Genomic DNA, 19,399 nt, shown 5'->3' with positions numbered 1-19,399 from the left:
AAAGTCGCGCCGCGAAAAGGTACTTTGCCTTGTACCCTGTCAAAGTGTCCGCAGATAGCCAAGGATCGCTTGGAGCTCTGTCGTGCTGGCCTCACCCGCGAAATCCATTCTCGTCCCAGGACAGAAATTGCCTGGCGCTTTGAGAAACTCCGCCAGGCGTTCTTCGGTCCATGTGCCTCCCACCGCGCGCAAGCTTGACGAATAATCAGGATAGCTCTCGACCGACGCGACTCGACGACCCACGATGCCGAGCAGGTCCGGTCCGATCCGATTTCCGCTGATCAACTTCGACTGATGGCAGCTACTGCACTTTTCGGCAAAAAGGGCCTCGCCCGTTGAACCTTCTCTCGGCCGCAGCGAGATCAATGATTGATCATCCGTCCATAGCAAGAGGCTGCCATCATGACCCTCGATGATATCGCGAATGCCGCTACCGATCGGGACAGCCTCGAGGTATTTGACTTGACCGCCCCGAACGCGCGCACGAAACAGCGTCGCCGCCTTGAGTGTGGCGATCAGGAGATCACCTTGCCACTGCGAAAACGCTCCGCGCTCCACCCCGACTAGATTCGAAACTGCGATCGAGGGCACCCAAGCGAACACTGGAGCTTCATAGCCCTTCTGCTCCGCTTCAGACTTGTTCAGCGGCCACGAGAACGAACCATAGTCTGTTCCATAGGTCGCGTATGGCCAGCCATAGTTTGCGCCCCGGAGCAGCCGATTGAGTTCGTCGCCGCCCTGCGGCCCATGCTCGGTCGACCATATTGTCCCAGACGGGTCAACGTAGAGGCCTTGCGGATTCCTGTGACCGGCCGTGAAGATTGTAGCGTAGCCATCACGGATGTTGATCGCAATTGTTTTACCGTACGACGCGGACGGATCCTGCGGATAAGCATGAACTGAAGCAAGCCCGTCGAAGCCAAAATCACCGACAGTCAACAGCAGCGTATCTGCGCCCAGGAGGACCATCCGGCCGCCTCCAAAATAACCGACAAACGGAATGCCGCGGCGGCGGTGCTCGCCGCGGACCGGAAGACAGGGTGTGGTTTCAAACAGAGTTTTCCATTCGGAAGAAGCTTCGCCGCGAAGAATTGCGGCGCGGTCAGACTCCAGCACGGAGACTCGTTCGGTCCAACATTCCTCAGTGGCATGCCAGTAAGGATGCGAGACGAAGATGCGGGCAACCGCTCCGACCTCCTGAACTAGCAAGCCATACGCTCTGAACCACTCGGCATTGAGAATTTCGTGTCCGACCTGCCTCCTTTGGCCTTCCTGCGGTGCATTTGCCTCAAAGCGATCTGCCCACGGACGCCCGGCAGCCGCGGAAAACGCCTCACCGTTGATGGGCACCCGGGACGGCAGTGTAGAGACGGTCACGTGGTCCACTGCTTCCCAGGAGAAGACATGGAGATGACCATCTCCGCTCACCACAAGATAACGATCGCCGATCCGGGCGAGCGCACCGCCGCGCACCGCAGATTTTGGAAACGCGTTCGAATAAGTGTGAACGTCTAGGTTGTAGAACTGAGTCTTGATCAAGGTGTTGGTGTGCAGCGCCGTGGCCTCGGGCGTAACGCGCAATGCGAACGAACCCGCGGCGGCCGCTGCCAGCAGCCCGCCAAGCGCCAAAGCTTGGTGCAGCGCCGCAGTGCCTACGAAGTACGGGGCGGGGACGAGCACCAAGGCAGACGTGAAAATGCCGAGCGTGATGGCGCGGGAATAATCGGCTTTGGCTAGGACAAACCCCAAGAAGACCACACCAAAAATCGTCGTTGTGGCCACGATGGTCCTGCCCAATCGCAACCCCGGGGATGAGGGCGGGATCAAAGGAGTATATGCGGCGCTTAGGACGAAAGACGCTATAAGACAGCCAAATGGAAGCGACTGGGCGGCGGGAAGCCGCCACAATGACGGCCCAAAACTCAATATTGGAAATAGCAAAAGCAACGCGACAGAGGTCACATACCACAAGACCAGGTAACGCCATGAGGGACGTTGGCGCCGGCAAGGATTCGCTCTAGCTCCCGTTTGCTCGAGAAGCTCGAAGCGTCTCACCACACCTTTGCGCGAAGACGGAACAATCCTCGTCTTTCGAAATTCCTCAGTTGCTATTTCAATGTTCCCCCGGAGCTCCATTTTCTGCTCTCACGTTTTAGTCATTTAACCTCTCACACCCATATTAAATTCTCGATTTTATTTTACAATTGAATTAATGGGGCAAGGGGCTGTTATACAGTACGTTTTGTGCGGAGCGATGCTGGCGCCCGCGCGCTCACGCCCCTTCCTGCCCCACCGCCGCCCAAAGCCCATTGCGACTCGGACTTTGCACGCGAACCCAGCGATAGGGCGTCCGCGACCATGGCTTGACCTGCGGCGTGAGATTGTCGAGCACGAGATCGCCGCTCCCGGTACGTACGAGCAGCACCAGATGATGTTCACCGGAACTGACGACGACTTCGCTCAATAGCAGGACGCGAGCCGGCCAGCCGCGCCGAAGCAGCTCGTGGCGCTTGCTCACCGCGTAATCGTTGCAATCGCCACGAGCGGGATTGATGATCCACGCCTCGCCCGCAAGACCGAGCTCGTTGCGGGCCGGCTCGATCGCGAGATTGACCCTGCGATTGATCTCCCGCAGCTCCGCCCATCGCTCCTCAGTCAACCGGATCGACCCGCCCCGAAAGAATCGCCGCGGACGGCATTCGGCCTCATAGCGTAGGCAAAACAAGGTGAAAGTGAGGGGCGGAAGAGCCGGACGCCCCAGCTCGATGTGCGCAGGGTCCGCTTGGGGGAGCCTTGGCACGGCGAGCAATGCCGCACCGGCCCATTGAACGCCCCCGAAGATGATCACGACGGCTGCCGCGATGACCAAGCCTGAGGTTCGCTGCATTTGCCGATCCTCCTGCGAATGGCAGATCGACGCGGACCTCGGCACCACGCTGCCGATCGCGCAGATCACCCACTTCGTTATTTAATCTATATATTTATATTTAATTGGCGAAATTAACACAAGATTATTTATCTTATTTAAACGCGATGGCCAATTCGCGTCGCGTCAGCGACGATTGCAAACCAGGAGCGAGAATGGAGCGAGAAACCGGGCAAGACCGGCCCTTTTCCTGCAAGCCGCGCGAAGCGCGATCCCAGACAACCGGCGTCGCCACCCCAAAGCGAGACGGACGGTTTTCCGGTCGCAGATTATTTTATTGATTTAATTACCCGCCATGCTCAAATCGCAAAACACAGCCCTCGCAGCAGGACTGATTTCATATGCCAATTGAGCTGCTCGTCATTGTGGGAGCTGAAGCTTCAATACTCGGCTTCGTCGTCGCGATGACCCTGCGCGCCAAGCGGATGGACGTGCTGAGCGGACGGTCGCTTGAACGATCCGTGATCTCGGCACGGCGCGACAGACACTCACCGCGGCCGATCGGTCGATGGGCGCGCGATCTACTGCGGGGTCGGGCGCAGCAAAGCTGACGCCCCAGGTATAGGGGCGCCAGCTCGCGTGCGTTTCGTCAAGCGCTGCTCACGGCTTGCACCGAGACTCAGCGCTCCTTGAATGCACGCTCCGCCTGATCGTGCAGTGGCTTGAGCAGATACGACAGCGCAGTTCGGCCAGCCGTCTTGATGAAGACCTCGACCGGCATTCCTGGCAGCAGCTTGGCCGAGCCGAGCTTCGCCAGCTCCTCCGGCTTCAGCAGGATGCGACCCGTGTAGTAACTTGTGCCGGCGCGCTGATCCTGCGTGATATCTGCCGAGACCATGCTGACCTCTCCATCGATCTCCGGAGTGGTCTTCTGGTTAAACGCAGCGAACCGCATTGTCGCGGTCTGCCCCACATAGACCTGGTCGATGTCGCGCGGGGCGAGCTTGACCTCGACGGCAAGCGAGTCCGCGTCAGGCACGATCAGCATGATTTGCTCACCGGGTGAGATGACCCCGCCGACCGTGTGGACGCTAAGCTCGTGGACGCGGCCGGTCTGTGGCGCCCTGATATCGATCCGATGCAATTGATCGACCGCCGCAGTCTTGCGCTCGCCCAGTTCGGAGAGTTTTGAGCGCGTTTCGATCAGGTCCTTGCCGACTTCCGTCCGCAGGTCCTGGTCGATCTGAATGATCTGGAGGCCGATTTCGGAGATCTTGCCTTTCGATTGCGCAATCATGCCGGCCAACTGGCTGCGCTCGCCTTCGATGCGCGCGGAGTCGCGCTCGAGGGAATTAAGCCGCGTGATCGGCACCAGATTCTTCTGCCAGAGGCTGCGCACGCCCTCCAGCTCCTGGCGGATGAATTCGACTTCCTTCTGCTTGGCCTCGGTCTGCCCCGTATAGCCCTTGATTTCGTTCTCCAACTGCGCGCTTTTCTCCTGCAACTGCGCTTTCTGGCCGCTCCTTGCCTGACGGCGAAGGTCGAACAGCTTCCGCTCCGCAGTGATGGCGCGGTTAGCCTCGGAGTTGCTCTCCTTGGCTCGGTCGAGCAGCACCTTGGGAAACACCAGCTGCTCGGCACCATCGCGCTCGGCCTCCAGACGAGCCTGGCGCGCGAGCAGTTCATCGATGCTGTTCGTGACGATCGTCGCATTGGCGAGCGTCTGAGTCTCGTCGAGACGGATCAAAACGTCGCCTGCATTGACCCGATCGCCCTGGCGCACACGCAACTCACCCACGATCCCACCCGTGGCGTGCTGAACCTTCTTGACGCTCGAATCCACCACGACCACGCCCTGGGCGATCACGGCGCCCGACAACTGGCTCGTTGTAGCCCAACCGCCGACCCCAAATGTCACCAGACCGAACATGATCATACCGACGATCATGTAACGCTGGATGGACTGCATCGCCGGCGCCACCTGTCCGTTCATCGGCTGCCTCCTTGAGCTTCCGCGACCACCTTGAGGGGCACGGGATTTCGCAAGACCTTCTTCAGGACCTCCTCTCTCTTGCCGAAGGACTGAACTCTGCCTTCCCCGAGGCACAAGACATGATCGACGCCTTCAAGCGCCTTCGGACGATGGGCGACCACGACGACGATCCCGCCGCGACGGCGCACGTTCAGGATCGCCTCGGTCAGCGCCTCCTCGCCCTCGGCGTCGAGATTGGAGGATGGCTCGTCGAGCACGACCAGGAACGGTTTGCCGTAGAACGCGCGTGCGAGCCCGATGCGCTGCCGCTGCCCCGCCGACAGCGCCAATCCTCCCTCGCCGATCTTCGTGCCGTAGCCGTCCGGAAACGAGAGGATGAGATCGTGCGCGCCCGCGGCATGCGCGGCCTCCAGAACAGCGGCGGCGGTCGCCTGCGGATCGAACCGCGCAATGTTCATTGCAACGCTGCCATCGAACAATTCCACGTCCTGAGGCAGGTACCCGATGTGCTTGCCGAGGGCGTCAGAAGACCAATGATCGAGTGCGGCATTGTCCAGCCGTATGCGGCCTCGAATGCTCGGCCATACTCCCACCAGCGCGCGTGCCAGCGTCGATTTGCCCGATCCGCTCGGCCCAATGATTCCAACCGCCTGCCCGCGCCGCAGTTGGAACGACACTTCATTGACGGTGGGCCGCTCCGAGTTCGGGGCGCCGATACAGAGATGCTCGACGGTGAGAGCTTCAACAGGAGGAGGCAATGCCAGCCGTTCTTCCTCGCTGGGGAGTAGCTTTAGCAAAGCATCGAGCCGTTGTCCCGACTGCCGCGCAGCGACGAACCCTTTCCAGTTCGCAATGGCCAGTTCGACGGGCGCCAAGGCCCGCGCGCTGAGGATCGATCCGGCGATGATGATGCCGGCCGTCGATTCCTGGTTGATGACAAGGACTGCGCCAACGGCAAGAACCAGCGACTGCAGGATGGCCCGGAAGATCTTGGAGGCGCCGCCGAGGCTGTTTGCTACATCGCTGGCCCGCTCATGAGCCGCGAGATACTTCGCGTTGACATCCTGCCAACGCAACGCCGCCTGCTGCCGCATGCCCATGGCCTGCAGAACCTCCGCATTTCGTCGGCCCTCGAGCGCGAGTGCCGTTCGCGAGACCGCGAGGCGGGAGGACGCCTTCGCCGGCCCCCGCGTCCGGGTTTCTGTGAGCATGGTAATGCCGATCAACACCAACGCGCCGGCCAGCGCAGTGACCCCAATCCAGAAGTGGAAGAGGAAGCAGACGCCGAGATAGATCGGCATCCACGGCAGATCGAACAGCGCCGTCGGCCCGCCGCTCGACAAAAAGCTGCGGACCTGATCAAGATCCCGCACCGGCTGCAGGCCGTCGCCATCAGCCCTGGTCTTCAAAGGCAGGCGCACAAGCGCGTCGAATATGCGAACGCCGAGCCTTTCATCGAAATACCGGCCGACCCGCGCGCTGATCCTGCTTCTGACGAAGTCGAGCCCACCCTGAAACAGGTAGAGGACCGCGGCCAGGACCATCAAGGCGATCAGCGTCGGTATGCTGCGCCCGGGCAGCACCCGATCATAGACTTGCAGCATGAAGAAGGAGCCGGTGAGCATGAGGAGATTGCTCATCCCGCTGAAGGCCGCGAGAGCCCAGAAAATCCGGCGGCAAGACCGCAGGAAAGCCGACATCTCTGACTGCGGCTCGTCATAATCCTTCGCCGGCTGGGATCGACCAGCAAATATCCGTTGCCGCAGGACTTCGACCGAGCGCTTTGCCCAGCCGATCAGTCGCGGCGTCCGCAGTTCGGTGTCATCCGCCAACTGTCCTCCGCCAGCCCATAGTCCTGATATGCGCAGAAGTGGAATGCGAAAAAGATTCGCAGGCGGGGGGATCACCCCCCGCCGTCTAAAGTCCATCATGGCAGCCGCCCTTGAGTCATGCCTTGTCGGAGGATCCCCCAAGAGATCCCCCGAGGCCGTTGTTGAGTACTAGTCTATGTGGTTACGCAGTCCCCTACGCGAAGTGGAAGTCGTGGCTGGTCAACGCATCCAGCTTGGTGTTCTTCAGCGTAAGCGTGTCGCTTCCCGTCGCGATCACGACGTCGGTGCCTGATTGGGCCGCGTGGGAGAGAACGCTCGCGAAACTGTCGAACACGGTCTTGCTGAACTCGACCGTATCGTGGGCAGGTCCGCGGGCAACAAAGCCCTTGATGACGTCGTTGCCGAAATTCGCGGCAAACGAGAAAGTGTCGGCCTTGCTGGTGCCAACGAAGACGTCATTGCCTGACGTGCTCGTCTGTGTGTTGCTGCCCGTCGAGCTCGACGGAGCAACCTGACTGGTGCTCGTAGACGACGTAGTTACGCTGGAAGTACCGATCTGCCCGTCACCATTGAGATCCTGGTGGAAGCTGGTCTCGAGCGATTTAAGCCCAGAGTTCGTACCCGACACGGAGCCGCCGGACGTGGAGCCGGTCAGGCTGCTGACATGAGAAACATAGTTGCCGTTGCTATCGGTGTTCCACGCCGTGTACTGACCCGTGCTCGCCTCCTTCCAGACGACCTGATAGCCCGTAGCCGTCTTCTCCGCACCAATCGGCGCCCAGGTGCCATCTGACCCCTCGACAAACTCCACGCCGTGATACTTCAGCGACGGGCCCGTCCCGGTGCTGCTGTTGAGGTAGTATTTGTCGCTACTCTCAACGAGACGTGTTGCACCAGCCGACTCGATGACCGTGCCAGCAGTTGGCGTTGGCGACGTCGGTGTGGTCGAACTGGTAGCAGCGATCTGCCCGTCACCGTTCAGATCCTGGTGGAAGGTCGTCTCGAGCGATTTAAGGCCAGAATCCGTACCGGACACCGAGCCGCCTGACGTGGAGCCGGTCAGGCTGCTGACGTGGGAAACGTAGTTGCCGTTGTTGTCGGTGTTCCAGGCCGTGTACTGACCGGTGCTCGCCTCCTTCCAGACAACCTCATAGCCCGTCGCGGTCTTCTCCGCACCAATTGGTGCCCAGGTGCCATCTGACCCGTCCACAAAATCCACGCCGTGATACTTCAGCGACGGGCCCGTCCCGGTGCTGCTGTTGAGGTAGTATTTGTCGTTACTCTCAACGAGACGTGTTGCACCAGCCGACTCGATGACCGTGCCAGCAGTTGGCGTTGGCGACGTCGGTGTGGTTGGGGATGTCGGTGTGGTTGGGGACGTCGGTGTGGTTGGGGACGTCGAAGTCCCGATGCTAGCCGCGAACGCCGTGGACGCCGCGCCGGTGTTGCCCGCCGCGTCCATTGCCTTCGCGGTGAGGCTGTGCGAACCGGCCGCAAGACCGGCCGTGGTATAGGCCCACACGCCGCTGCTGTTGGTCGTCGCGGTCCCGATCTGGGTCGTGCCGTCGAACACCTTTACGACGCTGCTCGCCTCGGCCGTGCCCGACAACACCACCTGATTTGCACTGTTCACCGTATGGCTGGCAATGGTCGGCGCAGTCGGCGCTTTGGTATCGACGGTGACGGTCAACGCAGACGACGCCGCGCTGGTCTGCCCCGACGAGTTGGTTGCCGTTGCGGTCAGCGTATGCTTCGCATCAGTCAGGACCTTTGTGATGTAATCCCAATTGCCACTTGAGTCCGCCGTCGTCGAACCGATCTGGGTCGTACCGTCGTAGAACTTGACCGTGCTGCCGGCAGCAGCGGCCCCCTTGAGCTCGATGGTACTGTCGTTGGTGATCTTGTCGCCAGCGGTGCCGCTATCGGTCGAGAAGGAGGCGATGGTCGGCGCGCCCGGCGCTGTCGTCGACGGTGGGGTCGTGGACGGTGCGGTTGTTCCCGATGAAGGCGTCCCGCTCTGGCCACCCAAATAGGTCCCGGTCACCATATTTGCGTTGTTCGATTGAGTGACGGTCCCGTGGTATGGGCCGCCGCTGCTCCCATTGTAATTTCCAACGTACTCCCAACTACCGCCGCCCCCATTGGCGCTCCCGATATTGGTCGTATCGAAGTAGTTGTTTTGAATGGTGGCCGTTCCAATCAGTCGGGAGGTATCGAGGATGATCCCGTAATTGACGTAGGAACCGTTGTTGGCAATGAACGTGTTGTTGTTGAACGACTCGGTCTGCACCCCACCCGCTGTCGAACCGCTATTGGCCGAAAAAGCGCTGATGCCTTGGGTACGCCCCTGAGCGATGGGCGTATCCTGAATGAAGGTGTTGTAGTTCACCTCAAAGCTGTTCGTATTGTGGCCCGGAAGGTTGTAGGTCTGTATCCAATCACCATGGGCGCCTGCGTTGTACCCCAATCCGGCATCTTTGATCACGTTGTACTGAACAATCCAATTCTCGCCGCCGACGTCGGAGCTCATTACAAGGTTTTGGCCCCACGCATTCTGGATCATGTTGTATTGAATCGTCGTGGTGCCTGCGCCGTCCGCCGCAATCAAGATCTGCGTCGAGCTACCCGCGCCATCGATCAGATTATTCTGAATGGTCACGTTGCTGGCATTGGGGCTCACATAGATCGGCGTGTTGCCGTTGCTCCCAACAACAAATTTGCTGTTCTCAATCGCAACGTTCGTGCCGCCGTTGACGGACACTTGCCAGCCGCCGTTCAGTGAGAAGTCGTATCCACTCAGCGTGACGTTGCTGCCACTGACGTTGATTATATGGTTTGCGCTGTCCACCGACACCCCGGCCATCGAGATAGTCGACGGCGCCTTGAGGATCGTCCCACTCGCATAACCAACGGCGTAGTCGACGCCCGCAACATTCCAGGTCGGTCGGACCGCATAGCCGCTCAGTAAGTTTGGCAGCTGCGGTGTGTTGGCAGGTGCATTGGCTGATCCGTCGTTCAGAGCCATTCAAATCCCCTAGTTCATAGTTTGAGAAGTTTGAGAAAGTTTGCTTCTCGTGCGCGCGCTCAAACCCGATCGAGCAACCCAAAGCGCGAACAGCAGGCGCGACACGAATGAGCGCTTGATGACCGTCCACCGGAGGCTTTTTTTGGACGACATCGCGGCTCCGCAAAGGTAATTTAAGTCATCCACCTCTCTATATTGAATTTAAACAACCAAACACTGGCGCTCTTCAGTGAAACAAATTCACCATTTAAAAAATAAAACTGTTTTCCAGGCCCCCTCATAAACTGCGCGACATCCGCACCGAAAATAACTGAGGCCGAAGCATTCGGCGCGAACTGACTGCAAGCAAGGAATCGGACAACTATCGTCGGGTCCAACAGCATGCCGTCCTCGCGCAACTCAATCGGCGCGTAGATGCCTTCTTCAGAGCGACTGCTTTGAGGATCGCGGCGCGTAAGTACTCGGGCGAATTAAGCCGATGTCATCTGCCATGACGAACCCGACCTCCGGTGAACCCAGGCGCCGCCCCACCGGCGAACCGTTTCGAGCCAATGAATCGGTCCTCACGCGTCCGGCCGCTTGGCGTATGGGAACGGTCGATCCTGGCCATCCCTACGGCTCCGACCACATTCCACGTCGCCGGAGCAGTGGATTAAACATCCAACTCCAACCTGCATTGACGGTTATGACCTCGCGCAAGCTCACGCTCGCCCCCATCAGGTCGCGAGCCACTGATTGTGAGCTCGCCATCTCAGTTTATCGCTCCGACAAATGGCCGCCCGGCTCGAACAACCTTACGTCGCCTACCAGGCAGCATCCCGCTTAGCCGGAGCTCAATCCCTTCTCCGCTATTGCGACGTTTTGCCTTGGCATTGGCGGCCCAGAAACCTCAAACCGTAATAACAACCCGGAGAACACGGCGACCGTCGTCCACAGTATTGCCCTTCCACCGGAATCAGACCGAACTCGGCTCACGCCATCGGTTCGCGGATCAAAACTGGAGATGCATTAGTGAGTAGCTCAAGATAATGGCTCTGCACCCCAAACAGGCTGTCCGGCAACACTCCAGCCTGTTTCAAAGTACATTTACGTTGAGCGTTTCAGCGCTTCCGGCCGCTATTAAAAAAGGTTCGATGCAAACATACTGGCACCGGTACGTGCCGGCCTCGGTGGGGGACGATTCTTAAAACTCGCATTCCGGCTTCGACCTCTGCAATACGTTCGGCTGTAACGAGACATGCTGAGCATTGGCCAACAGTACCGATGCGTTGGAGAGATGCGCCGTACGCATACGACGAGGACCGCCTGATTGACGCATGCGCGCGGGCACGGCGAGCTCTATGATGGCGTTGCGTGAAGGTCAGGCGGCCTGCTGAGCGGCGGGCTTGTCGGCTTGGCGCAGGAGCTTCCATTCCCAGGGCAGCAGTTCGTGCAGACGCGACGCGGGAAGATCGGCGATACGGGCGAGGACGTCGGCGAGCCAGGCCTTGGGATCGACGTCGTTGAGGCGACAGGTCGTGATCATCGTCAGCATGATGGCGGCACGGTCGGCGCCACGCTGGCTGCCGGCGAAGGTCCAGTTGCGCCTTCCCAATGCGATGCCCCTCAATGCGCGCTCAGCGCAATTGTTGGTCAAGCAGATCCTGCCATCGTCGAGGAAGCGGGCGAAGTCGTCCCAGCGCCTGAGCATGTAGTTCATAGGCTTCAGGACCTCGGAGGAGCGCGAGAGGGTTTCGCGCTCACGCAGCAACCAGGCGTGCATGTCCTCGAGAAGCGGCTTGCTCTTTTCCTGGCGCACGGCGCGCCGCTCGTCGGCGCCGCGGCCGTTGATGGCGCGCTCGATCTCGAACAACGCATCGAGGCGTCTGACCGCCTCCAGCGCGATCGGAGAGACCGGTTTGCCCTTCTTACCTTCCCGAGCATTTTTCTCGATGTCAGCCAGCTCGAAGAAGCCCCGCCGCGCATGGGCCAGGCAAAACGCCGGTGTGATCGGCATCGCTTTCTTTTGCGGGTCGAACAGCGGCTCGAAGCCGTTGTAGCAATCGGCTTGCAGGATACCGGCGAAGGCGGCCAGATGCTTCTGGGGGTGCTCGCCTCGTCGGTCGCTCGAGGCGTAATAGACCGCCGCCGGCGGCGCAGGCCCGGCAAAGGGCCGGTCATCCCGCACATAAGTCCAGATCCGCCCGGTCGTGCACTTGCCCTTCGCCAGGATACGGATGGTGGTGTCGTCGCCATGCAGGCGCTCGGCAGCGAGTACATGGCGTTCGATCAAGTGGAAGAGCGGCATGACGGCAAAGGTCCCGTGGCCGACCTGGTGGGCCAGTGTCGACAACGGCAGGTCGATCCCCTCGGCCTTCAAGCGCGCGCTCTGGCGGTTGAGCGGGATATGCATGCCGAACTTGTCGAACAGGATCGTCGCCAGCAATTGTGGGCCGATGAAGCCGCGCGGCGTGGCATGGAACGGCGCGGGCGGCTGGCTGATCTTCTCGCAATCGCGGCAGGTGAACTTCTCGCGTACCGTCTCGATCAGCTTGAAGCGGCGCGGGATCTCCTCCAGCGTCTTGGTCACATCCTCACCGATCTTCGCCAGCCGCGATCCACCGCAGCAGGCGCAGGTCGTTGGAGCCTCAATGACGACGCGCTCGCGTTCGATGTCGTCCGGCCATGGCTTGCGCACCGGCCGCTTGCGCGTGAAGGCGCGTACGCTCTGCGCCTTTGCCGCCGCGGCCTGCGCGGCGAGCTCATCCTCGCTCGCCGTGGTGACGAGTTCTTCAAGTTCCAATTCCAACTGCTGGATCAGCCGCGCCGTGCGCTCGGAACGCGGCCCGTACAGTTCGCGTTTGAGCTTCTCGATCCGCAGCTCGAGATGCGCGATCAGCGCCTCATTGTCCGACAGCTTCGCCCGCGCGTTCGCCGCTTCGGCTTGCCAATTGATGGCTTCGGCCTGTATCCGGCTGACCTTCGCCGCGGCCGCATCGCGTTCGACCTCGACCCTCAGCCGCGCGTCGCGTTCAGCCCGCAGCGCCTCACGTTCGATCAACAGCGCCGCCTGGGCGCTGGCGAGATCCGAAGGAAGGTCATCCGGCTTCAAACTCATGAAGCCAGTGAATCAGATTTCCCGGTAGGTTCAATCGCAGAATGCTATCCAACTCGCGTTGGACGCACAGTTTCTTGAGGATTCCGCCAGTCGATCCCAGATAGCAGGTAAGAAAGCTGCGCCGGAGAGATCGTCACGGCTTCACCGGCAGCCGAAGGCCAGATGAATCTTCCTCTTTCGAGTCTTTTTGTAAACAGGCACGCTCCCTGAGAATCGTGCCAGATGATTTTTATCAGATCTGAACGGCGCCCCCTGAAGCAAAACAAATGACCCCCCCAGTGGGTCATGCTTCAAGACCTCCTGCACCTGCAAAGCCAGGCTCGGAAAGCCGCGCCGCATATCGGTATGGCCCGTCGCCAGCCATACCCGCACGCCAGAGGGGATCGGAATCATCGCAGCGCCTTCAACACCGCCGACACCAGCAAGGGCGGCGCCGACCCGCAAATCCTGATCCGTCCGCTCCCCGTCAATTCCACCACGATCACTTCACCGGACGGTGCCGCTTCCTTGATCGGCTCCGCTTCCATCGCCGCTTCCACAAAGCCCTGGTCAGCAAGGTCCTGGCGAAGCCGACGCCGCCAGGTGTAAATCAGCCCCGTTGAAATATCGTGATCCCGCGCAACCTGCGCCACACACGATCCCGGCGCAAAGGCCTCCGCAACGATCCGGCACCGCTCATCCTCGCTCCAACGCCGCCGGCGTTCCGGACCCGTCAGCACCGAAATCTGACCCATCAATCGCTCTTAAGCTCGCTCTTAAACACGTGCTTATGAGTGCTCAATCCGCCTCTCAGAACAAGGCGGCCTTCATCGTGGGCGTACGATGCGCCTGCAACAATAAGAACAGCTGATCAGGAGCTCTTCATCGCCACACCGCCAACCATTGAACTGGCTGCTTTGCCGGCCTCCACAGCAAATAGGTCCGGGCGAGGCGCGCCGGCAGAAACACTATGTTCTTCGTCGCCCCGCCGGACGGACCGACTATCCAAATGCACCAGTCGCAACTTAACTTTAAATAAAACCCAATTGCATCAAAATATAATATCGGGCAGAATGGCGCACATTGGAATAAATTCGGTCGGGCGACTTACATTAATTGCCACCCACCGATCAAACGGGCTCAAAGATGTCCGGAATCAACGAGATAGTCACGGACAACTGGTTTTGCAAAGCGACAATGAGGCAGATAAATATCTGCGAGGAAACCCGTGAGCTCAATCAGAGTGCGGCTCAAGGAGGGCTATAGTTGAGTTTTATGATGGCTAACCATAGCCGGCGCCTGATTCACTGGAGCGAATGTTTACGAGGCCGCGTCCCGAAAGACCCGGACTGGATCTCGCTTCTCGGCCTGGCGAACCAAACACTGACAACGCCTGCTTTGATGCGGTTTGCTACCCGTTTCAAAGATCAGATCCCCGAGGATGTCTACTTCTACATTGAGCAATTGTTCGAGCGCAATGTGATACGCAACAAGCGCCTAGTCGATCAGCTGACTGAGGTGGTAGGGGCAATAAACGATCGGGGCGTTATTCCCGTATTGCTAAAGGGCGCCGCTATCCTTGCGACGGCGCCTCAAGCGGACCATGGCTTAAAGCTGATGTCTGACCTCGACATCATGGTTTCGCCCGACGAGACCGAGCCGACGTTGAAGGCTCTCCTTGCCCTGGGCTACACGATCGACTATCAGCCCCTACCGGATTCGGTAGGAAATTGGCACGTAGACCTTAAAAGATTTTGTGACGTGGGCATGATTGATTTGCACCGCGCACCTCCCGGGCCCGCTTTTTTTTACCGCGCGTCAGGCGATGTGAAGCCACATTGCACCCTCACGCATATCGGCCGAGGATCGGTCTACATACCGTCTGCAACCTATCGGGCTCTGATCCTGACGGTCCACGATCAGTTTCAAGATTCCGATTATTGGAGTGGCGACATCGATCTGCGGCACCTTTTGGAATTGAGAGAACTAGCTAATTCTCCCGAAGGTATCGATTGGGATCTGCTAGCGTCTTTTGTCCCAGACAAGCTTGCGAGGAACGCCCTCGAGACTCACTTGGTCGCGCTCTATTCTCTGCTCGACGTTGACGTACCTGTTCGCATGCGCAGCCGATTTATCCCCCGCCTTCAGCACCGGCGGCGGTTGGCCCAAGCAGGATTTCCGCTATTGCGTCAGGCGCTGCTACCCATCACTGCTCTCGATTACCGCAATTATCGCAATGGGCTCGGCGCATCGACTAAAGAAAAAACGATTGTCGGCGATCGCAAATGGGCGCTCCCGAAGAGCAGTACGTTAGGCTGGCTGCTGTGGCTGTCTCACGAGCGTCGCACGGGCAAGGTCTAGCTTAGAAGTTCTACGGCTGAGCAAGGGCCAGGCGCAGCCCATCAACCTGCCCAGCGAGGCGGACTAACGGACAAAACTAATCCCTGTGCGCACCCGCGCCCGACTGTGGGGCAAACTGGGGAATCCCTTTGAGCGCAAGGTCCGCCATTTGGCCGCGCGTGTTCTTCACGCTCGCACCGTTGGGGTTGACGGCTGTCACCGGTAACAACGGTGATTTCTGTTCGGATGTGACCGTGTAACTGAAGGTAAGGGCAGTTGTGCCGGAACCTCCCGTATACGTCGCGACGCCGCCATCGCTGAGGGTAAGCGTGGGGGTGCCGCCTGAGACCGTCACTGCCGCGCTGAAGTCAAGCGTTACAATAATTACGATGGCGAAACCACCGTCGTCGCCCGAACGGGACGCAACAACTCCTCTAATTGACGTCCCATTCTGCCTGAAATAGGTCCCGGTCACCATATTTGCGTTGTTCGATTGAGTGACGGTCCCGTGGTATGGGCCGCCGCTGCTCCCATTGTAATTTCCAACGTACTCCCAACTACCGCCGCCCCCATTGGCGCTCCCGATATTGGTCGTATCGAAGTAGTTGTTTTGAATGGTGGCCGTTCCAATCAGTCGGGAGGTATCGAGGATGATCCCGTAATTGACGTAGGAACCGTTGTTGGCAATGAACGTGTTGTTGTTGAACGACTCGGTCTGCACCCCACCCGCTGTCGAACCGCTATTGGCCGAAAAAGCGCTGATGCCTTGGGTACGCCCCTGAGCGATGGGCGTATCCTGAATGAAGGTGTTGTAGTTCACCTCAAAGCTGTTCGTATTGTGGCCCGGAAGGTTGTAGGTCTGTATCCAATCACCATGGGCGCCTGCGTTGTACCCCAATCCGGCATCTTTGATCACGTTGTACTGAACAATCCAATTCTCGCCGCCGACGTCGGAGCTCATTACAAGGTTTTGGCCCCACGCATTCTGGATCATGTTGTATTGAATCGTCGTGGTGCCTGCGCCGTCCGCCGCAATCAAGATCTGCGTCGAGCTACCCGCGCCATCGATCAGATTATTCTGAATGGTCACGTTGCTGGCATTGGGGCTCACATAGATCGGCGTGTTGCCGTTGCTCCCAACAACAAATTTGCTGTTCTCAATCGCAACGTTCGTGCCGCCGTTGACGGACACTTGCCAGCCGCCGTTCAGTGAGAAGTCGTATCCACTCAGCGTGACGTTGCTGCCACTGACGTTGATTATATGGTTTGCGCTGTCCACCGACACCCCGGCCATCGAGATAGTCGACGGCGCCTTGAGGATCGTCCCACTCGCATAACCAACGGCGTAGTCGACGCCCGCAACATTCCAGGTCGGTCGGACCGCATAGCCGCTCAGCAAGCTTGGCAGCTGCGGTGTGTTGGCAGGTGCATTGGCTGATCCGTCGCTGGGTTTCACGACCGCAATGCGGGGCGTCGTCAGCGACTGGCGCGTGTTTGCATCACCTGCAACACTCGCCGAGATGGATGACATCAAGGCGATGACGATCAGCCGACAACGACAATCTGGCATGAGCATGCTCCTCAACGCCACCGAAAACCAGGCAGGATGATTGTGATAGCTGCAGGGCCCCCTTGGAACTTGCACTATTCCTTATCAAGATTGTTAGACCGGGCCTTCCGAGGGACCGATGGCTTCCAGGTGGATCTCCCTCATTGGGCGCAGAGGCGATGCGCCAGTTGCTTATTATTATGAATGCATATAATATTAAAGCAATTAAATCATTTTAAAATAATAACCCGAAAATGATGCAGTCGACATTGAGGACGAAATGGACCTGGCACGCGCGCAGAAGCCCTCGATTTCCGTCATCATCCCGCATCTGGATCAGGTAGATGGTCTTGCGGCATGCCTGGGTTCTCTACAGGCTCAAACCTTGGATAGCTCGCTGTTTGAAGTCATTGTCGTCGACAATGGCTCAACCTGTCGTCCCGAAGCCGTCACTGCACTGTTTTCCGGAGTGCGCTTGTTGTACGAACTGGAGCCCGGGCCGGGTCCGGCTCGAAATCTCGGCGTAAAATATGCCGCCGGCGACATTTTTTGTTTCATTGATGCTGACTGCCGTGCTCATCCACACTGGCTTTCCGCTATTCTCGATGCCTTCAATCGCCTTCCCAGAGGCACTATCCTCGGAGGCGATGTCCAGATCTGGCGTCAAAATCCCGAAAAGTGGGGAGCTATCGAAGCTTACGAAAGCATTTTTGGATATCGGCAAAAGTTGCACGTGGAATACTATGGCTTTTCAGGCAGTGGCAATCTGGCGGTACGCGCCGAAGATTTCCATAAAGTGGGTCCGTTTGGGGGGATTTTATTGGCTGAGGATAAAGATTGGGGGGCCCGAGCGCGGGCCCGCGGTCTCGTCTTTAAGTATATTCCACAGATGATCGTATTTCATCCGGCACGTCCGTCGCTTCGTCTATTGTGTGTTCAATGGGACCGTCTGATTCAACACACACTTACAGCAACCCGCCAGCATAAGAGTTGGAGACTACTATGGCTCGGCCGTGCGGTCGCCGTTTTCGGCTCGCCCCTCTTCGATGTAGGCGAAATTCTAACCTCCGATCGAATTGATGGATTTCTCACTCGGGTTCGGGCCTTGGGAATACTTATTGTAATTCGCTCGTATCGTGTGTGGAGGATGCTAACTCTTGTGGTATGGTCAAACCGAGGAGTTGTGTGGAATCGCAACACCCCTGTAAGCGTAGCCAAAGAATAGGTTTCTGCGCTGACGCTGCAGCTGGCGGCAACCTTTACTCTACTCATTTTGGACGAATTAATCGCTCAAGAGCGCGATCTGGAAGATCGTGACCACTGATCGCCTATCATCACCACGGCTTGGCGCTCAACGGCGAAAGCAGATCCCTATTAGTAACGCCTGGCGTCATATTCTGCCAGCGAGGCCCTAATTCCAACGCACAAGTTCAAGAACAGCCACGTTGCACCCCAAAAATGAACCGTTAGCCCAACCAAAGCAATGGTTACGACGGATAAGCTAAGCCCCGTTTGGACATTGTGCGTCCCGGGAGTCGGCGTCTTATTCAATAATGGGGAGAACATTGTCATGATCAGTAAGATGACCGCCGGAACCCCATAGCGAAGCGCCTCGAGCAACCAAAGGCTGTCGACACTCCGCAGGAAGATCCTCTCGTCTACCGAATGGCCGAGTTCTACTAAGCCGTGACCTGTAAATGGAGAATGGCTGATAATTGGCAGGGCGGCACTCCAAGTCTCGATTCGGAAAAATCCAGTTTGCGGATCCAATGTAAAGTGTATCAGCATCCACTCTATGGGATGATCGTGGACCACAGATATCATGATGATGATGCAAGCTAACGCACTCACCAGGGCTTTCCATCTCCAAGCATGTCGCTTCAGAACGTGGTCGTACAAAGAGACCGCCATAACAATACAGAAACCCAGCAATGGTCCTGATGACAGCGACAACGCACATCCAAAAGCGCAGAGGCCGACATAAAGGACACGACGAATTCCGTGTTCCGAATAAAGAAAGATCGCAGCCGCGGCGACGCAAAATGTTCCGTAATGCTCGGCGCCGTCAAATACAGAAGCCGCGCGCACCCAGCCGAAACGCTCTGCCCAGGAATTTGGTACTCCGAAACTATCCAGCGTGATGTAGCGCCCCGACACAATATCGAGTACCGCGAGCGCGACGAGCACAGGCGTGATCAATTTGAGCGCTCGGATGAACGCGAGAAAATTGGCAGGACCGAAAACAAAAGCGCGCCCGACCAAATACGCACCGAGGAGTTCAAGCGCTTCCGCGCCAACATACGGCCTAAACCCACCGCTTAACACCGACGATGCGAGCATCCAAATACTCAAGGCAGTAGCAAAGAAATCGGATGCCACGCCGTGTCGTCCGCGCGTTACCAACAGTCCAACCGCCGGGAGGATAAGTACGATCACAACGAGCCGACCTACGGTAACATTTAAGTCGCCAAGCGGAAGGAGGGTTGGAGGACAGAAGATTCCGACCAGGGCAACCAAGATGATGAAGGTGTGCTGACGCTCGGGAGAACGCTCCACCCCCTGGATGGCTGCATTGCTGACACTTCTGAACCCTGGTACGGGAACACTGGACGTAGTCATGCTAGTCAACATTAGCTGCCGCCTGTGTAGAGCCGGGTTGGTCTTTTGGTGCTCAGCATCAATGTCGCTCGGCTTCGGCGATACCCACCTCTGGGCGCG

The 19,399-nt window shown here is 58.5% G+C and carries 13 protein-coding genes; 2 read left to right on the top strand and 11 right to left on the bottom strand.

The window, feature by feature from the left end:
* Window positions 1-39: 39 nt before the first annotated feature.
* The 9 genes from IVB26_RS16090 to tnpA form a co-directional block, all read right to left on the bottom strand.
* On the bottom strand, window positions 40-1,782 hold the full coding sequence (locus IVB26_RS16090; protein ID WP_247972544.1) for a PQQ-dependent sugar dehydrogenase: 1,743 nt from the start codon (window positions 1,780-1,782) through the stop codon (window positions 40-42).
* Window positions 1,783-2,272: 490 nt separating this feature from the next.
* The gene (locus tag IVB26_RS16085) at window positions 2,273-2,887 is read right to left on the bottom strand and encodes a transglutaminase-like cysteine peptidase (protein ID WP_247972543.1); all 615 of its coding nucleotides are present in this window, start codon (window positions 2,885-2,887) and stop codon (window positions 2,273-2,275) included.
* Between the two features lie 658 nt (window positions 2,888-3,545).
* A complete protein-coding gene (locus tag IVB26_RS16080; protein WP_247972542.1) occupies window positions 3,546-4,859 on the bottom strand; it encodes an HlyD family type I secretion periplasmic adaptor subunit in 1,314 nt (437 codons plus the stop codon).
* Window positions 4,856-6,559 carry a type I secretion system permease/ATPase gene (locus IVB26_RS16075; RefSeq protein ID WP_247973179.1) on the bottom strand — a complete coding sequence of 568 codons (1,704 nt, stop codon included), beginning with the start codon at window positions 6,557-6,559 and terminating at the stop codon, window positions 4,856-4,858. Before IVB26_RS16075 ends, IVB26_RS16080 begins: the two co-directional genes overlap by 4 nt.
* 325 nt (window positions 6,560-6,884) lie before the next feature.
* On the bottom strand, window positions 6,885-9,716 hold the full coding sequence (locus IVB26_RS16070) for an Ig-like domain-containing protein (protein WP_247972541.1): 2,832 nt from the start codon (window positions 9,714-9,716) through the stop codon (window positions 6,885-6,887).
* A 1,360-nt stretch (window positions 9,717-11,076) separates the two neighbouring features.
* Window positions 11,077-12,813 carry an IS66 family transposase gene (gene tnpC / locus IVB26_RS16065; protein WP_247971195.1) on the bottom strand — a complete coding sequence of 579 codons (1,737 nt, stop codon included), beginning with the start codon at window positions 12,811-12,813 and terminating at the stop codon, window positions 11,077-11,079.
* A 44-nt stretch (window positions 12,814-12,857) separates the two neighbouring features.
* Window positions 12,858-13,037, bottom strand: coding sequence for an IS66 family insertion sequence element accessory protein TnpB (gene tnpB / locus IVB26_RS43205; protein WP_346732887.1), 180 nt, complete (start codon window positions 13,035-13,037; stop codon window positions 12,858-12,860).
* Complete coding sequence (locus IVB26_RS43200) at window positions 12,955-13,152, bottom strand: hypothetical protein (RefSeq protein WP_346732886.1); 198 nt, start codon at window positions 13,150-13,152, stop codon at window positions 12,955-12,957. The genes tnpB and IVB26_RS43200 overlap by 83 nt, the downstream gene beginning before the upstream one ends.
* Window positions 13,153-13,202: 50 nt before the next feature.
* Entirely contained in the window at window positions 13,203-13,547 is a 345-nt protein-coding gene (tnpA, locus tag IVB26_RS16055; RefSeq protein ID WP_188106852.1) for an IS66-like element accessory protein TnpA, read from the bottom strand.
* A 520-nt stretch (window positions 13,548-14,067) separates the two neighbouring features.
* On the opposite strand from tnpA, the gene IVB26_RS16050 reads away from it, so the two are divergent.
* Entirely contained in the window at window positions 14,068-15,153 is a 1,086-nt protein-coding gene (locus IVB26_RS16050) for a nucleotidyltransferase family protein (protein ID WP_247973178.1), read from the top strand.
* 76 nt (window positions 15,154-15,229) lie between these two features.
* Here IVB26_RS16050 and IVB26_RS16045 read toward each other — a convergent pair whose 3' ends face one another.
* Window positions 15,230-16,702 carry an autotransporter outer membrane beta-barrel domain-containing protein gene (locus IVB26_RS16045; protein WP_247972540.1) on the bottom strand — a complete coding sequence of 491 codons (1,473 nt, stop codon included), beginning with the start codon at window positions 16,700-16,702 and terminating at the stop codon, window positions 15,230-15,232.
* Between the two features lie 259 nt (window positions 16,703-16,961).
* On the opposite strand from IVB26_RS16045, the gene IVB26_RS16040 reads away from it, so the two are divergent.
* On the top strand, window positions 16,962-17,906 hold the full coding sequence (locus IVB26_RS16040) for a glycosyltransferase family 2 protein (RefSeq protein ID WP_247972539.1): 945 nt from the start codon (window positions 16,962-16,964) through the stop codon (window positions 17,904-17,906).
* A gap of 149 nt (window positions 17,907-18,055) precedes the next feature.
* Here IVB26_RS16040 and IVB26_RS16035 read toward each other — a convergent pair whose 3' ends face one another.
* Entirely contained in the window at window positions 18,056-19,300 is a 1,245-nt protein-coding gene (locus IVB26_RS16035; RefSeq protein ID WP_247972538.1) for an O-antigen ligase family protein, read from the bottom strand.
* Between the last annotated feature and the right edge of the window lie 99 nt (window positions 19,301-19,399).

The sequence above is a fragment of the Bradyrhizobium sp. 195 genome, assembly GCF_023101665.1.
In the GTDB taxonomy this organism is placed as follows: Bacteria; Pseudomonadota; Alphaproteobacteria; order Rhizobiales; family Xanthobacteraceae; genus Bradyrhizobium.
Note: the sequence above shows the minus strand (reverse complement) of the source record. Positions and strands in the feature narration are given on the sequence as shown.